Source organism: Streptomyces sp. NPDC086835 (assembly GCF_044745705.1).
Lineage (GTDB): Bacteria > Actinomycetota > Actinomycetes > Streptomycetales > Streptomycetaceae > Streptomyces.
In genome coordinates, this window is the sequence record NZ_JBIVAU010000010.1 from 54,979 (window position 1) to 71,470 (window position 16,492).

The window sequence follows — 16,492 nt, forward strand, 5'->3', positions numbered from 1 at the left end:
AGCACCGCCCCCGCGACGTCCTCAGAAGGGCTACTCACGTTTGCAGATGCGGTCCAGGAGATTGGCGGTCGCCCGCTGGACCCGGGGGTCGACATGTCCGGGCCGGTCCAGTGCGGGGGACCACGCGAAGGTCCCCGAAGCGAAGACCAGGGCGCCGGACGGGGCACGGTAGAGGGACGTCTCCTGGTGGCGGACCGTGCCGTCGCTGTCCCGGTACGGGGAGTGGGCGAGCAGGATCCGGCCCTCGTGCTCCGGCAGGGCCGTGCGCGGGAAATACCTGTCGGCCTCTCCGGCGACCAGGCCGGGCAGCTCGTCGCCCTCCCCCGCGCCGGTGGCATCCCACAACCAGTGGTCCGCGTTCCGTACGACCAGCGGGGACGGCTCGGGCACCCGGCCCGCGTACTGGATGCCCAGCAGCTGCTGCTCGGCGCGGTCCACCTCCCGCCACAACGCGGACCTTCCGGGGCCGCGGCGCTTGCGGCAGGTCAGCAGCCGGTCGGCCACGCCGGACGGCGAGGGACCGAGCTCGACCTGCCAGTACATGGTGTTGGCGGAGAGGAAGACGAGCGACGTGCCCCGGTCGCGGGCCAGCTCCACCGCCCGGCGCATGGGGGCCGACCAGTACTCGTCGTGGCCGGGGAAGACCAGGCCGCGGTAGCGGGCCGGATCGATGCGTCCCGCGTGCAGGTCGCGGGTGTCGGCGTAGGCGAGGTCGTAGCCGTACCGCTCGGCCCAGCGGATGAAGTCGTAGGCGTGGCCGACATGGAGCGGGAGGCCGGCGCCCGCGTACGGACGGTCGAAGGAGATCGTGGTCGCGGCGTCCTCCTCGCCCAGCAGCCTGCCGTCCTCGTCCCATGCGTGGTAGAGGCTGGCGCCGGTGCGGCCGTCCTCCGGGTAGAGGTTGTACGCCTGCCACGTGACGTCGGGCAGTAGCAGGAGCAGGTCCGCGGGATGGTCGTCGCGGACAGTGAAGGGGATGTGGGAGCGGTACCCGTCCAGGGTGGTCAGCACGGCGACGTAGGCGCCGACGGACCAGTACGAGGGGATCTGGAGCCGCCACGAGAGCCACCAGTGGTGGCAGGAGACCGTGCGGTCGGCGGTGAGTGGCGGAGGCTGGACGATCCCGGAGAGCCGGGGGCTCGTGGTGATCTTGGCGGCGCCGTCGCCCCCGTAGTGGCCGATCCGATAGACGTCGACGGAGAACTGCTGCGGCGGGTCCACCGTGATGTGGAAGTCGACGGCCTCGCCGGGGGCGGCCGCTCCGGGACTCACGAATCCCTTGATCTGACGGCGCACGTCGTCCGCGGTACGGGGGCCGCCGGAGCCGCCGCGGGCCAGGCTCGGATCGGCGTACCAGGGGACCACCTGGCCGGTGTCGTCGCAGTAGTTCTCACTGCCGCGCAGCCAGGGCAGCGGGCCCTGGCCGAAAGGATCGGAGACGGCGTGCGCGAGAGCGCCCGATTCCCATCGCCGGATCTGGTCCGCCCCCATGCCTGCCCCCTCCCTCGGTGCCCCTGTGACAACCGCGCTGCGCCGAGCCGTTCAGCGCCGGTCTCCAGCACATCACATTACGCATGCGGTCCGTCACCGTTCGTCGCGAATCGGCGGCGAACCGGAACCGGAAGAGACCGCTCCACATCGCGCTTCCCTCCCACGGCCGGTGGCTGGGTTCCGGCCGGGCCCGGAGCTGCCCGTGCGGTGCGGCCCCGGCGGTCTCGTCCCCACCCGACGGGCGCGCCCTCAGACAAGGCGGACCGGCTTCTCGGGGCGGACGCCGAGAGAACCCAGCCAGACCCGCAGCGGCTGCGCGTCGCCGTCCTCCACCAGGCTCAGCACGGGCGCCGCCAGATCCGCCCGGCGCTCGCCGTCGACCAGCAACGCCGGACCGTCGAGCCAGTCCAGACCCGGCACCGCGCCGACGGTGTCGACCGCCGTGCAGCACACCATGGCGACGACATGGTCGGCGAGCAGTTCGCGCCCGGTGCGGGGCGGCTGGAGCGGCATGAGCGGCAGCGGATCGCCGCCGCCCCAGAGCGCCAGGGCCTCCTCGGACGCGTCCACCGGATGTTCCCCGGCCTCGGCCGCGGGCTCCGCGAGTGTCTCCTCACGCGCCACCCGGGCGGTCAGCACGGCGGCCAGGGCCTCGCTCGCCTCTCCACCGGGCCGCGCGGACAGATGGTCCATGACCCGGACCAGCGTCGGGCCCTGCGGCCCCGTCGACGGTGCGACGCCCAGCTCGTCGAGAACCTGATGGATACGGGCCGCTTCCGTCCGCCACTTCCGGTCCACGACCTCCTCCGGATACTGCTGCCAGTCGACCGGCGCCCAGTCGGGGCCCTGGCCTGCGGGACCGCCGTGGAAGAGACGCGCGGCCAGCAGCGACGCCGCCTCGTCGACCGCGCCCGGCTCCTCCAGCAGGTCGCAGGCGGGGCGCTCCCCCAGCCGCGAGGTGAAGCCCTCGGCGAGGCGATCCCGTCGCGACAGCTCGGTCAGGGCCGACACGACACCGGCGTCCAGCCGGGACGGCCAGCGGCCCATCCGCCAGGCGGGCAGTGCCACCCTCGTCAGCAGCCGGTCCCAGCCCGCGTAGGCCAGGCCGACCTGCTCCTGGGCCACGATGCGCAGCCCGTAGTCCACAGCCTGTGAACGCTCCGAGGCGGCTGCGGCGACCCAGCGCTCCATGCCTGCGGCATGATCCTGACAGCTGCGGAGCAGCAGCCTCGCGGTCCTGCCGACGAAGCCGGACAGCAGCTTGCGCGCCTTTCCCTGGCCGGGGCGGGCGGCATCGGCGACGACGGCGTCCAGCCCCCGTACGAAACGGCGGGCGGCCGCTATGTCGGGGTCGGCGGCCGACCCGGTGCCCGCGACGACCGGCGCGAGCACCGCGCGCAGCTCGGCCACCCGCATCCACCACAGGAACGGCGACCCGATGACCAGCACCGGGGGCTCGCCCGTGCGCCGCCGGCCGCCCGATATCGAGTGCGCCGGGTGCGACCGGTCCTCGAGCCAGCTGTCGCAGTCCGGGGTCAGCGCCAGCGCGGACGGCGCGGGCACCTCGAGGCGCTCCGCCAGGTCCCTCACCAGCCGGTAGAGATCCGGGGCGGAACGCTCCGGCAGCTCCACGGTCGGGCTCAGCGCCGGGGACGCACGCACGATCACCACGGTCACGACCGCGGCGGTCACCAGCACGACCAGCGCGCAGACCGTGACGACCCAGCGGGCGATGTCCCAGCCGCCGCCCTCCATGTGTCCCGTGGCCCCGCCTGCGAACAGGACGACGGCGACGGCCGCCGGGAGGAGCGACACCGCGACCGCCCTGCTGCGGATACGCAGCACGGCCATCGCCTTGGCGCGCGCGCCCCTGGCGCCCATCGACTCACCGATACCGGTACCGGACACGGCCGGACCTCACCCCCTCTGCCCTGCGACGGTGTTGGTCACTCCCCCACTGTGGCATCGCCCACTGACATCGCAATGCCGGTGGGCCAAGTGCCGGAATGCTTGCGCCGCACCATAGTTGGGGCTTCGGCGGCCGTCATCCGGATGGGGAAGCCGTCACCCGATGGAATGGCTTTGGGCAAAGGATCGCCCGCCCGGACGGAATGTCCGGGCGGGCGTCGTACGGCGGTGCGAGGTGTCACCCGGCGGCGTTGCCGAGCGTCACGCGGCCTTCCCGATCACGCGAGGGCGAGGGCGGCCCGGCCGGTTGCGCGAGGCGGCCGTGGGGCCGGTTGTGCCAGGGCGGACGTCGCCCCGTGCGCGAGGGCGCGGACGGACCGGCTCAGGCGCCGGGCCGGGCCTCGGCGGCCTTGCGAGCGATGTCCGTGCGGTGCTGGGAACCGTCGAGACGGATCCTGCCCACGGCACGGTAGGCCCGCTCACGGGCCTCGGTGAGGTCCTTGCCGGTCGCCGTGACCGACAGCACCCGGCCGCCCGCGCTCACGACCGTGTCGCCGTCCCGCTTCGTACCGGCGTGCAGGACGTAGGCGTGGGGCGCGTCCTCGGCCGCGACGGCCTCGAGGCCCTCGATCGGGTCGCCGGTGCGGGGGGTGCCCGGGTAGTTGTGGGAGGCGACGACGACGGTCACGGCCGCGTCGTCACGCCAGGTGAGCGGGGGCTCCGTGTCCAGCGTGCCCTTCGCCGCATGAAGCAGGACGCGCGCCAGCGGCGTCTTGAGACGGGCCAGGACGACCTGCGTCTCGGGGTCGCCGAAGCGGGCGTTGAACTCGATCACCCGCACACCGCGCGACGTGATCGCCAGCCCTGCGTACAGCAGGCCGGAGAACGGCGTGCCGCGGCGGCGCAGCTCGTCCACGGTCGGCTGGAGCACGCTCGCCATGACCTCGTCGACCAGCTTCGGGTCGGCCCAGGGCAGCGGCGAGTAGGCGCCCATGCCGCCCGTGTTGGGTCCCTCGTCGTCGTCGAGGGCGCGCTTGAAGTCCTGCGCCGGCTGGAGGGGAAGGACCGTCACCCCGTCGGTGATGGCGAAGAGGGAGACCTCGGGACCGTCGAGGAACTCCTCGATCACGACCCGGCCGCAGGCCAGCGCGTGCTCGCGGGCGGCGGCCAGGTCGTCGGTGACGACGACACCCTTGCCGGCCGCCAGGCCGTCGTCCTTGACGACGTACGGGGCTCCGAAGGCGTCGAGCGCCTCATCGATCTCTTCCGGGGTCGTGCAGACGTAGCTGCGCGCCGTCGGCACTCCCGCCGCTGCCATCACATCCTTGGCGAAGGCCTTGGAGCCTTCCAGCTCCGCCGCCTCCTTGGAGGGGCCGAAGCAGGGGATGCCCGCCCGCCGTACGGCGTCGGCGACACCGGCGACGAGGGGAGCCTCGGGGCCGACGACGACAAGCCCGGCTCCGAGCCCGGTGGCGAGCTCCGCGACGGCCGCGCCGTCCATCTGGTCGACCGGGTGGAGCTCGGCGACCTCAGCGATCCCGGCGTTTCCGGGCGCGCAGTGCAGAGCGGTGACGTCGGGATCGAGGGACAGAGAGCGGCACAGGGCATGTTCGCGGGCGCCGCCGCCGATGACGAGGACCTTCACGGCAGCAGCCTAACCGCCGGACGCCCCTGCCTGTCGTACGGGCCTCCGAGGGCGGGCCCGCTACTCGTTCGTATATTCCTCCACGACCGTGGCACCGAGCTCGCGCACGATGAGGTCGTGGCCGGACAGCGCGGAGTCCACCAGGTCCGGATCGTCCGCCTCCGGAACGTCGTCCTCGATGGACACCGGCGGGGGTGCGTACTGCTCCGCGGGTCGGGGCGGCTCCGGCGAGGACTGCGGCGCGGGAGCAGCGGCGGCCTGTGCGGAGGACTGGTGCGACGGCTGCGACGGGGCCCGGTCGTACTGCGGAGCAGGGGCGGCGGGGGCCGGAGCGGGCGGGGAGGCAGGGGCGGCGGCCTGGGGCCTGCCCTGGCCGTAGCCGCCCTGGCTGCCGTACCCGCCGGGGCCGCCCGACGCAGGAGCGGTGCCGCCCGGGCCGCCGGAACCGCCGGACGGGTCGACGATCGCCTCGACCTTCCACTGCACGTTGAACTGTTCGGCCAGCGCCTGCTTCAGGACCTCCTCGCTGCCGCTGCTCGCGAAGTTGTCCCTGGCGCCGGCGTTGATGAAGCCCAGCTGGAGGGTCGTGCCGTCGAAGCCGGTCACCTGTGCGTTCTGGCTGAGCAGGATCCAGGTGAAGCGACGGCGGTTCTTGACCGCCTCCAGGATCTCCGGCCACATGTTCCGCACCTGGCCGGCGCCCTGCGCCAGGCCAGGTCCGGGCGGCGCCGGGGCCGCCGGGGCGGGAGCGGGGGCCGGTGCGGGCGCGGCGGGCTGCGGCGCGCCCTGGCCGGGGGCGGAGGCCGTGGGCCAGCCGCCGGGGCGGCGGGCCGGCTCCGTGGTGCCGGCGGCGCCTGGGGCCTGGCCGGGGCTCGCGGTCCCCGGCCAGGCCCCAGGTCGGGACGCGGTGGGCTGGGGCTGCTGGTACGGCTCCGGCTGTGGCGGCCGCGAGGGCTGCTGGGGCGACTGCTGAGGCTGCTGTCCGACGGGCGCGACGGGCTCGGGCGCAGGGGTCGGGGCCGGCGCGGGGACCGTGGGAGCCGCGTCACCGCGCGCCGCGGCCCGGGCCGCGGCGGGGCCGGCACCCGGCGGCACGGGCGCGTGCGCCTGGGCGTCCGGCCCGGGCACGTATCCCATGGCGGGGCCCTGGCCGCCGGGCGAGAACGACGCCCCGCGCTCCAGGCGGTCCAGCCGGGCCCGCACCGACCGTTCGTCGTCGAACGCCGCCGGCAGCAGCACCCGGGCGCAGATCAGCTCCAGCTGCAAGCGCGGCGACGTGGCACCCCGCATCTCGGTCAGGCCGGTGTTCACCAGGTCCGCGGCCCTGCTGAGCTCGGCGGCGCCGAACACGGCGGCCTGCGCCTGCATCCGCTCGACCACGTCCGCCGGGGCGTCGATCAGCCCCTTGGTGCCGGCGTCCGGCACCGCGGCGAGGATCACCAGGTCGCGCAGCCGCTCCAGCAGGTCCGCGACGAACCGGCGGGGATCGTTCCCGCCTTCGATGACGCGGTCCACGACCTCGAAGGCGGCGGCTCCGTCACCCGACGCGAACGCGTCGACGACGGAGTCGAGCAGCGAACCGTCCGTGTACCCGAGCAGGGCCGTCGCCATGGCATATGTCACACCGTCGTCGGCGGCGCCGGCGAGCAGCTGGTCCATGACGGACATGGAGTCACGCACCGAGCCCGCGCCGGCCCGCACGACCAGCGGGAGCACGCCGTCCTCCACCGGGATGCCCTCCCGGCCGCACACTTCCGCCAGATACGCCCGGAGCGTCCCGGGCGGGACCAGCCGGAACGGGTAGTGGTGCGTACGCGACCGGATGGTGCCGATGACCTTCTCGGGCTCGGTGGTCGCGAAGATGAACTTCAGATGCTCCGGGGGCTCCTCGACCACCTTCAGCAGGGCGTTGAACCCCGCGGGGGTGACCATGTGGGCCTCGTCGATGATGTAGATCTTGTACCGACTGCTCGCGGGGCCGAAGAAGGCCTTCTCACGCAGCTCACGCGCGTCGTCCACACCACCGTGAGAAGCGGCGTCGATCTCGATGACGTCGATCGATCCTGGCCCGGTGCGCGCCAGGTCCTGGCAGGACTGACACTTCCCGCAGGGGGTCGGCGTCGGTCCCTGCTCGCAGTTCAGGCAGCGGGCGAGGATGCGGGCGCTGGTCGTCTTTCCGCAGCCACGCGGCCCGCTGAACAGGTACGCGTGATTGACCCGGTTGTTGCGCAGGGCCTGCTGGAGCGGGTCAGTGACATGCTCCTGACCGATGACCTCTGCGAACGACTCGGGGCGGTAGCGGCGGTACAGCGCAAGGGACGACACACCTACGAGGTTATCGGGGCCCGCCGACAACCGGAGCCGCCCCGGATCCCCCGTGAACGCAAGCGCCCCCCACGCACCCGCCAGAGCCGACCTACCCTTGCTGCCTTCCGGCCCTGGGGGAGTTCAGTCAGATAGCGCCACGTGAGGGGCTGCACCCAGGCTACCCGATACCAAGGAGTGCTCATGACCCCCGGGAAGAAGATCGGGAAGGTGTTCGCGAGCACTCCTCAACGTCTTGTATTGTTTGCGGCGGAGGATTCGCCTAGTGGCCTAGGGCGCACGCTTGGAAAGCGTGTTGGGGGCAACCCCTCACGAGTTCGAATCTCGTATCCTCCGCCAGTGCCTCACCGGGCACGATGTCGAAGGGCCCCACCGTTCGCGGTGGGGCCCTTCGACGTGTCTCAGGCCTCATTGCCCTTGATCGGGGTGGTCGCCAAGGGGGTACCGCCCGGCGGGCGGCCTGGGGCCTGGTGTTCCCCGTAGGTGGATCTTCCGCTCACCGCGGGCCATGAGGGGCACGGGACCGGCCTGAGGGGTGCGCGTCGGCTGCCGGTCCGAGCTGTGGCGGTACCGCGGCGGGTGCCGTACCGGGGGAGGCTTCCGCTCCCGTGACGCCTGCTCGTCGGACGGTACGCCGCCACAGCCGTCCTACTGCGCGGTAGAAGCGGTCCGGCAGGAACACGGCATCGGCGACGATCATCGCGCCGGAGAACAGCGGCAGTCCCATGAGCACCCCGATGTTCACGTGCATGCCCAGCAGCAAGATCAAGACGGGGTACTTGAGCCTGCTGAAGAGGACGAACGGAAACGCGACCTGCACCAGCACCGTCATATAGCCGACCACGGTGAGCAGCAGGTGGTGGCCGTCGATCGCCTGGGACAACTCAGGCCAGGGACGGAACAGGTCGAGGTTCAGGATGTAGTGAAGGGCGGTGCCGTCGGCCCACTTGTGGCCTTGCACCTTGTACAGGCCCGCGCATCCGTAGAGGAAGCAGACCTGGGCGGCGATGACGAACATGCCGCAGTTGTGCAGCACGGTGGTCAAGATCGTGCGTGCGTCGCCGAGTTGCTGCCGGAGGCCGTCCCCTCGCGGGCTTGCCGCCTTGCCGGCCGCGGCCTTGAGCCTGGTTCGGCGCGCGTCGAGGGACCAGCGACGGCCGCACGCGGTGAAGACCAGGTAGACGGCCATGAGGACCATGAGGTTGTCCGCGCCGTCCGTCATGAAGAGCGCCCTGGCGTTGAACGACACCACCACGACCGCGAACAGCACGGACACGGCACGCGTGCGCCAGCCCAGCGCGAACAGCGCGCACGTGACAAGAGCAACGGCGTAGCAGAACTCGAAGTACATCCGGCTGTCGGACAGGATGAGGACGCTGCCCCCTCCGCCCTGGTCGTACAGCTCTCTGGCAAGTTCGGGCGTCCATGGCGAACCAGGGCCCCACATCTCGTCGCGGTGCGGAAACTCGCGGAGCAGGTAGACGAGATAGAGCAGCCCGTACCCGATGCGCAGCATGGCTGCCGCATAGAGGGAGACCGGCCGCTGGGTCAAGAGGACGAGGAAAGCGTGAATCCGATCGAGCACGCGCTGGAGCATGCGTACGGCGGCCTGTCCGGTGGTTCCTCGGGGCGATGTGGGCGCCGTGGTCGGTGCCTTCTCAGTCCGCGTCATGCGAGTCCACCTTCCACCAGGGCAGGTACCGGGTCGAGGCCGGCGCAGGTGCCGCGGCGGCCGGGCGGGCTCCGTCAGCCGGGCGGGGAGCGGCGATGGGCAGCGTGGTCACCCGGAGCTGGATGGAGTCGAAGGTGCCGCCTCGTTGGGCGGTGACGCGGTCCGCTGCGATGTTGCGGAGGTACTGCTGGATCAGAAGACCCCGCTCCGAATTCGGCCGGTCGTCGCTGCCGTGCGTCTTGAGGTAGGAATTCCAAGCCTGGCGCAGCATGTTCTGTGCCGTATGGCTCGGGAAGACGCTGTGCTTGACGGCGGAATCGTCCATGGAGCTCAGATCGATCCAGTCGCTCACTTGCGTGGTGCCGTTCGGCATTGTGTGCCCGACCCTCGCGGAGACCTGCCGATTGACGGACTGTGGATCCGGGGCGAAGAGCCGCCAGTTCTGCGAAAACATGGGCCGCACCCACGCGTTGATCTGCTGGTTGTAGGCCTTCGAGATGGTGTTCGAGGGCGCCACATACAGAAACACCAGGAGCAGATGGGCCAGAGTCACTGCGAGGCACAGGGCTACCGCGACTCCCGTGCCGGCGATCAACAGGCGGGGTGGCTCTGAATTCCCACGACTCCTGGGCGGTCCTTCGCCACCGTCCTGTGGTGCCGACGCAGCGCCGGCCTGCTGTGAATCCCTCACATTCGTCGACTCAACGCCGCCCAGCACGACCCCACCCGGTCCTTCCCATTGCGACTGCTCGCACCTGCTTCTCCTGCTTCCGCGGGTGGGCGCGCGACGGAATCGATGAGATCCGCCGCGCGCCGCCCTTTATTACTGGCGTTTGGGAGCGACCATCCGCGCGAGCGCTCCGCAAAGGGATTCACGCGCGACTCGCCGCTCCCGCCGAACTGCGGGGGAAGAACCAACTCAGTGGTGAGTGTGCTCTTTGTGCTCCTGGGGCTTCACCTCGTAAGGGCCGGGCTTCGCGGGCTCGCCAGGCTTCTTCCCGGGCTTGCCGGGGTGGTCGTCGTCGTGGCCACCGTTGTCATGCCCGCCGTTGTCGTGCCCGCCGTTGTCATGCCCGCCGTTGTCATGGCCACCGTTGTCGTGACCACCGTTGTCGTGACCACCGTTGTCGTGACCACCGTTGTCGTGACCACCGTTGTCGTGACCACCGTTGTCGTGACCACCGTTGTCATGGCCACCGTTGTCGTCGCCGGTTGCGGCTGCGGCTGCTGCTGCGGCGGCGGCGGCGGCGACGGCCGCGTCATCGCCTGTGCCATCGTCACCGGTCGCGGCAGCGGCGGCGGCGGCTGCTGCAGCGGCGGCCGCTGCGCCTGCGTCATCGCCTGTGGCATCGTCACCGGTCGCGGCAGCGGCGGCGGCTGCCGCGGCGGCGGCTACGGCTGCATCGTCGCCTGTGGCATCGTCACCAGTCGTGGCAGCGGCGGCAGCGGCGGCGACGGCGGCGGCATCGTCGCCTGTGACATCGTCACCGGTCGCGGCAGCGGCGACGGCTGCGGCTGCTGCGGCGGTGGTGTCGTCCTCGCACAGCGGCCGGGTGATCGTGTTCGTGTCCAGTGTCACGGCGCCGGTTCGGGCCAGCGCGCGACCCACGATGTCCGTGCCCGTGTTGGCGGTGATAGAGATCTGGGCCATGATGGTGCCCACGAAATCGGAGTCGGTTCCGAGGGTGGCCGAACTCCCGATCTGCCAGAACACGTTGCACGGCGATGCACCGTTGATGAGGGCCACGTTGCTGCCGGATGCCGTCGTCAGCGTCGAACCGATCTGGAACACCCACACGGCGTCGGGGTCGTTCTCGGCGTCCAGGGTGAGCGTGCCGGTGATGCCGGCACTGGAAGCGGCGTTGTAGACGCCTGGCTCCAGCGTCAAACCGCCGAGCTCCACCGGAGGGGGAGGATCGTCGGGGAACACCACGTCCGGTACCTGCCCGGCCGCATCGTTGTACGCTTCCGTCAGGTCGCTCTGGGCTTGAGCAGCTTCCTCATTCGCGACGTGGATAGCCCCGTTCACGATTCCGGGAGGAAATCCGGTGACGGACGTCCCCGGACTCACTCCGAGGTCTCCGTTGATCACCGAGTCGCCAATGTTGGTGACTGCGGAGCCGCCCAGTACTGCGAAGTCTTCCGCCGTTCCCAGTGGCACTTCCGTTGCGACGGCACTTGCCCGTGTAGGCGTTACTGCCACAACGGCCAACGCGACCAGCAGGGTGAGTACCCCCGCGATCCAGGCCGTCATCGTGCGCCGATGCGACGCATCAGCAATATTCAGTCTCATCGAGGAGCCAACTCCTGGGGGATGGTGACGTCCGGCGTTCCTCGTCGAACGGAATCGCCTCTCCTGTCGGCGGCATATTACGCAGAGACCCCAACTCGGTTGATGGTTCACTCGGTGGTGTCGCTGGAATCAATCAATATGCATCAAGGGACGTATGACCAAAGGTTGAGCCGACTGGCGGTCATTCATCCGTGCGGCTGTCCACCATCGATTCCGTGGTACCTCCCGTCACGCCGATCGTCGGCGCCTCCCCGTCGCAGGAAACAGGGAAGCCCGTGCTCACCCGAATCAGTATTTCCCTCGACCGGGAGGTACTTGCCGCGGAATGGAAACAGGCGGCAACGGGTGTCCCCCGGACAGCGGAGGCCCGCCAAGAAATCCGCCCGGCCGAACACTCGTGAACGGCCACGCGGACAGTTGGGCACCGACACCTGGCGACGGGCACGGCGGCGTAGCACGGGCCGGGAGTCCGGCGGGTGGGATCGGGGGCAGGTCGGCCGGATCCGGCGAAAAGGGCATGGTTCCGGCCAACCATCCGCGACCTGGGGGACGGCAGACAACCGACAGGCCGTCCTTCGCCTCTCACAGGCGGGACACAGCTTCGCGACGGGGGGCCGCGTCGTTTCGACGAGGGCGGCCGGATGTGCGAGCGGGCTGTTGATCCATGTCCCGTCAGGCACTCGGATATGAGGATTGATGACCAGATCCCACCATGCCCGCCTGTGGCGCCCCGCGATCGCCGCGGGCGCGGCGATCGCCGTCACCGCCGGCGTCGTCGCAGCAGCACCCGACGCCCAGAAGGCACAGAGCAAGCCGAAGTTCAGTCTGATCGCCGCCTCGACGTCGGTGACCCTCGACTCCTGGAAGGAAGAGCCCGGCGTCTACCTCGACCTCGGGACCTACCTCACCGCAGAGAACGGCCCCCTCGAGCTCAAGGTGACCCGTAAGTCCTACAAGGACCCGGTCGTCGCCACGCAGATCATCCGGCAGGGGAACAAGGCGCCCAGGACCAAGACCCTGCCCGCGGGGCTCGTGAAGGACTTCTCCGGACTTCCCGGCTTCGTCCGGATCACGGTCACCGACGCGGCCGGCAAGACCGTGGTGACCAAGGACGAGGCGTTCTGCCCGAACAACGCCTCCGGCCGGGTCCGCCCCGACGCCCCGGCGAAGTCGAAGTATCCGCAGAGCTGTCCCACCAACCCCTTCACGCTCGGCTCGGTGTGGGGGGTGGAGAACGGCTGGGCGTCCAACACGTACTCCGGCTTCTACACCGCCCCGGTCGCCCTGCCGGCCGGCAAGTACACCGCGAAGGTGTCCGTGGCGAAGCGCTACCGGGACCTGTTCGGCATCGCGGACAAGCCGCAGACGATCAGCGTGACCGTGCGGGAACGCAGCTGGGAGGAGGGCGCGAACGCCTCTGCGGCCAAGCAGCACGCGGGCCACGCGGCCGGGCACTCCGGACACAGCGCGATGCGCCCGAAGGCGCCCGCGGCCCCCACGAGCGGCGCGGGGCCGTCGTACAACGTGGGCCACGGGCCCTACCCGCCCGCTCCGCCCGCCGTGCCGTGGGCGCTCAAGAAGGCCGCCCTCAAGGCCGCGCAGGCCGGTGACGGTGCCGGTCGGACCGACGGCTCCAGGAAGGCCCCCGCGCTGACGCCCAACGCGAACCGGCCGACCGGCAAGGCGTCCGTGCCGAACGTGCCGAAGCCCGACCTGCGGTCGCTGCCGGCCTACGGCATCCAGATCAGCGACGGCGGGGACGACGTCCCCGGCAAGGACTACCTGGCGTTCAGCGCCAACGTCTGGAACGCCGGCCCCGCGCAGCTGGTGGTGGACGGCTTCCGCTCCCCCGGCAAGAAGCTGATGGACGCCTACCAGTACTTCTACGACGCCGACGGCAAGCAGGTCGGCTACGCCCCGACCGGCACCATGGAGTGGGACCCGCGGCCCGGGCACGAGCACTGGCACTTCACCGACTTCGCCAGCTACCGGCTGCTCAAGGCCGACCAGAAGGAAGCGGTGCGCAGCGGCAAGGAGGCCTTCTGCCTGGCCAACACCGACGCCGTCGACTACACCGTGAAGAACGCCAACTGGCACCCGGAGAACACCGACCTGTCCACCGCGTGCGGCCAGGAGAACTCGATCTCCGTCCGTGAGGTGCTGGACGTCGGCTCCGGCGACACGTACACCCAGGACCTGCCCGGCCAGTCCTTCGACATCACCGACCTGCCCAACGGCACCTACTACATCCAGGTGCTGGCCAACCCCGAGAAGCGGCTCCAGGAGACCGATCTCAACAACAACAGCGCACTCCGCAAGGTCGTGCTGGGCGGCAAGCCGGGCGCCCGCACGGTGAAGGTGCCTGCGCACGACCTGGTCGACGCCAACTGACCTCCGTCCGACAGCAGGGCCGGAAAGCTCCGGCCGACGCCGGTCCCGGGACACGCTCCCGGGGCCGGCGTCGCACGTTCGTCCCCCTCGCGGGCCGCTCTGTCCCCGCCCGCCAAAAAATTCTGCCGCGTCGTGTCGAGAACGCACCGCCGTCTCCGACGTCCCCTGTGAGAGTTGCCCGAAGGGGGCGACCGACCGGCCACAAGGAGCGAGTCATGAAGTACCTGGTGATGATTCAGGGCACGCAGGCGGACTACGAGGCGATGCGCGGCAACGGCTCAGAGCAGGCCCCGGCCTGGAACGAGAAGGAGATCCAGGCGATGTTCTCGTTCATGCAGAGCATCAACGACGATCTCGCGGAGTCCGGCGAGCTCGTCGACGGGCAGGGCTTGGCAGAGCCGGCGCAGACGCGTCACGTCATCGCGGGCAAGGACGGCCGGCCGGTGATCACGGACGGACCGTACAGCGAGACCAAGGAAGTCCTCGCCGGGTACTGGGTGCTGGACTGCGAGAGCCTGGACCGGGTGACGGAGATCGCGGCCCGTATCGCCCAGTGCCCGGTGCCCGAGGGCACCACCGACTACCCCGTGGTCATCCGGCCCATCATGGACGGCGGAGGCGATGTGTGAGAGCGACGACCGACGTCGAGGACCTGCTGCGCCTGCACGCGCCGCAGGTCCTCGGTGCGCTGGTGCGCCGGTACGGCCACTTCGACCTGGCCGAGGACGCCGTTCAGGAAGCGCTGCTGGCGGCGGCGCAGCAGTGGCCGGGGGACGGCGTGCCGGAGAACCCGCGCGGCTGGCTGATCAGGGTCGCTTCCCGTCGTCTGACGGACCTCCTGCGCAGTGAGGAGGCACGGCACCGGCGCGAGGAGACGGCCGGCCGGCTCGCCCCTCGGGACGCCTTCACGGCTCCGCCGCCCGGCGAGTCCCGCGCACCCGCCGACGACGACACCCTCACGCTGCTGTTCCTGTGCTGCCACCCGGAGCTGGCCCCGGCGGCGCAGATCGCGCTCACACTGCGGGCCGTCGGTGGCCTGACGACCGCCGAGATCGCCCGGGCGCACCTGGTGCCGGAGGCCACCATGGCGCAGCGGATCAGCCGGGCGAAGCAGCGGATAAGAGGTCTGCCGTTCCGGCAGCCCGGCCCGGGGGACCGGGACGCCCGGCTCGCCGCCGTACTGCAGGTGCTCTATCTGATCTTCAACGAGGGGTACACGGCGACCTCCGGCCGGGATCTGCACCGCGGTGACCTGGCGGCGGAGGCGATCCGTCTCGTCCGCGCCGTACGACGCCTGCTGCCGGGGGACGGTGCGGTGACCGGGCTGCTGGCGCTGATGCTGCTCACCGACGCCCGCAGCGCGGCCCGCACCGGCCCGCACGGAGAGCTGATCCCCCTCGATGAGCAGGACCGCACCCGCTGGGACCGCGCGGCGATCGCCGAGGGCACCCGGCTGGTGGAGGAGGCGCTGGCACAGGGCCCGGCGGGTCCGTACCAATTGCAGGCGGCGATCGCCGCGTTGCACGACGAGGCCCCGAGCGCCGAGGAGACCGACTGGCCGCAGATCCTCGCCCTGTACGACCTTCTCGTCGCCCGCGCCCCCGAACCGATGGCCGAGCTCGGCCGGGCGGTGGCGACGGCGATGGTGCACGGCCCGCGGGCGGGGCTCGCCGAAGTGGCCCGCCTCGAGGACAGGCTGAGCGGCAATCACCGGCTCGAGTCCGTACGGGCGCACCTGCTGGAGAAGGCGGGCGACATCGACGCGGCCCGTGCCGCCTACCGCTCGGCGGCCGCCTTGACCTTGAGCATCCCGGAGGCCCGCTACCTCCGGGCCAGGGCCGCCCGGCTGAGCCCGTGACACCCGCGCGGCCCTGCCGCCACAGCCCCGGCACCGCCGGGCGCTTCGCTGGCGGCGCACCGGCCGCCGGGTGATCATCGGGGCATGGACGCCACGATTCACCTCGCCCAGCAACCGGAGGCCGACGAGCTCCTCGGCCGCAGCCCGCTCGCCGCCCTGATCGGCATGCTCCTCGACCAGCAGATCCCCATGGAGTGGGCGTTCACCGGCCCGTACACCGTGGCGCGGCGCCTGGGCACCGACGATCTCGACGCGGCCGAGATCGCCGCCTACGACCCTGACGCCTTCACCGAACTGCTGCGGGAGAAGCCGGCGGTCCACCGCTACCCCGCGTCGATGGCCAAACGGGTCCAGGAACTGTGCCGGTTCCTCGTCGACGAGTACGGCGGCGACGCGAGCGCCGTCTGGACGGAGGCGGCCGACGGTGCGGACCTGCTGGCCAGGCTGAAAGCGCTGCCGGGCTTCGGCGAGCAGAAGGCGCAGATCTTTCTGGCCCTCCTGGGCAAGCAGTACGGCGTACGTCCCGAGGGCTGGCGGGAGGCCGCCGGCGCGTACGGCGAGAAGGACTCCTACCGGTCGGCCGCCGACATCACGGGCCCCGAATCGCTCGCCAGGGTGCGGGCGTACAAGCAGGAGAAGAAGGCCGCCGCCAAGGCCGCCAAGGCCACGCAGACCGCCAGGACCCTGAAGGCGACGAAGACAGCGAAGACGGCCGAGTCCGCCGAGTCGACGAAGTCACCCAGGAAGCCGTGAAGAACCGGGAGTTGAAGTGGATGAAGTGCTTCCATGGGCTGATGGGGGGAAATGCGCCATGAGTTACGGCACAAGTGTTCACAGGGGCGACAGAGATCGCTAGCTTCCCCTCAACCCTCGTTCACATCGGGAAGGACCTCTGTGAAGGCAACCCAT

11 protein-coding genes, 1 tRNA gene and 1 other RNA gene are annotated in these 16,492 nt (G+C 71.0%); 5 read left to right on the forward strand and 8 right to left on the reverse strand.

Going from position 1 to position 16,492, the window contains the following annotated elements:
* Nucleotides 1–30: 30 nt before the first annotated feature.
* The 5 genes from ACIPJI_RS28170 to ffs all read right to left on the reverse strand — a co-directional run bounded on the left by ACIPJI_RS28170 (nt 31) and on the right by ffs (nt 7,523).
* The gene (locus tag ACIPJI_RS28170) at nt 31–1,491 is read right to left on the reverse strand and encodes a N,N-dimethylformamidase beta subunit family domain-containing protein (protein WP_402249595.1); all 1,461 of its coding nucleotides are present in this window, start codon (nt 1,489–1,491) and stop codon (nt 31–33) included.
* A 249-nt stretch (nt 1,492–1,740) separates the two neighbouring features.
* Entirely contained in the window at nt 1,741–3,399 is a 1,659-nt protein-coding gene (locus tag ACIPJI_RS28175; protein ID WP_402249597.1) for a hypothetical protein, read from the reverse strand.
* A gap of 382 nt (nt 3,400–3,781) precedes the next feature.
* Nucleotides 3,782–5,044, reverse strand: a complete 1,263-nt coding sequence (gene purD, locus ACIPJI_RS28180; protein ID WP_307707263.1) for a phosphoribosylamine--glycine ligase — start codon at nt 5,042–5,044, stop codon at nt 3,782–3,784.
* 60 nt (nt 5,045–5,104) lie between these two features.
* The gene (locus ACIPJI_RS28185; protein WP_402249598.1) at nt 5,105–7,369 is read right to left on the reverse strand and encodes a DNA polymerase III subunit gamma and tau; all 2,265 of its coding nucleotides are present in this window, start codon (nt 7,367–7,369) and stop codon (nt 5,105–5,107) included.
* A gap of 55 nt (nt 7,370–7,424) precedes the next feature.
* An RNA gene (gene ffs / locus ACIPJI_RS28190) (signal recognition particle sRNA small type) lies at nt 7,425–7,523 on the reverse strand.
* A gap of 97 nt (nt 7,524–7,620) precedes the next feature.
* Between ffs and ACIPJI_RS28195 the strand changes: the two genes are divergently transcribed.
* Nucleotides 7,621–7,708: transfer RNA gene (locus ACIPJI_RS28195), tRNA-Ser, on the forward strand.
* A 157-nt stretch (nt 7,709–7,865) separates the two neighbouring features.
* On the opposite strand, the gene ACIPJI_RS28200 is transcribed toward ACIPJI_RS28195, so the two are convergent.
* The 3 genes from ACIPJI_RS28200 to ACIPJI_RS28210 form a co-directional block, all read right to left on the reverse strand.
* Nucleotides 7,866–8,966, reverse strand: coding sequence for an HTTM domain-containing protein (locus tag ACIPJI_RS28200; protein WP_402249811.1), 1,101 nt, complete (start codon nt 8,964–8,966; stop codon nt 7,866–7,868).
* A 61-nt stretch (nt 8,967–9,027) separates the two neighbouring features.
* Nucleotides 9,028–9,636, reverse strand: coding sequence for a DUF5819 family protein (locus ACIPJI_RS28205; protein ID WP_402249600.1), 609 nt, complete (start codon nt 9,634–9,636; stop codon nt 9,028–9,030).
* A gap of 324 nt (nt 9,637–9,960) precedes the next feature.
* Complete coding sequence (locus ACIPJI_RS28210) at nt 9,961–11,334, reverse strand: ice-binding family protein (protein WP_402249602.1); 1,374 nt, start codon at nt 11,332–11,334, stop codon at nt 9,961–9,963.
* A gap of 696 nt (nt 11,335–12,030) precedes the next feature.
* Here ACIPJI_RS28210 and ACIPJI_RS28215 point away from each other — a divergent pair.
* From ACIPJI_RS28215 to ACIPJI_RS28230, 4 genes are all read left to right on the forward strand, one after another.
* Nucleotides 12,031–13,725, forward strand: coding sequence for a lysyl oxidase family protein (locus tag ACIPJI_RS28215; RefSeq protein WP_402249604.1), 1,695 nt, complete (start codon nt 12,031–12,033; stop codon nt 13,723–13,725).
* Nucleotides 13,726–13,940: 215 nt separating this feature from the next.
* The gene (locus ACIPJI_RS28220; protein ID WP_307707268.1) at nt 13,941–14,354 is read left to right on the forward strand and encodes a YciI family protein; all 414 of its coding nucleotides are present in this window, start codon (nt 13,941–13,943) and stop codon (nt 14,352–14,354) included.
* Nucleotides 14,351–15,583, forward strand: coding sequence for an RNA polymerase sigma factor (locus ACIPJI_RS28225; protein ID WP_402249606.1), 1,233 nt, complete (start codon nt 14,351–14,353; stop codon nt 15,581–15,583). Before ACIPJI_RS28220 ends, ACIPJI_RS28225 begins: the two co-directional genes overlap by 4 nt.
* Nucleotides 15,584–15,667: 84 nt before the next feature.
* Nucleotides 15,668–16,336 carry an HhH-GPD-type base excision DNA repair protein gene (locus ACIPJI_RS28230; RefSeq protein ID WP_402249608.1) on the forward strand — a complete coding sequence of 223 codons (669 nt, stop codon included), beginning with the start codon at nt 15,668–15,670 and terminating at the stop codon, nt 16,334–16,336.
* The last annotated feature ends 156 nt before the right edge of the window (nt 16,337–16,492 follow it).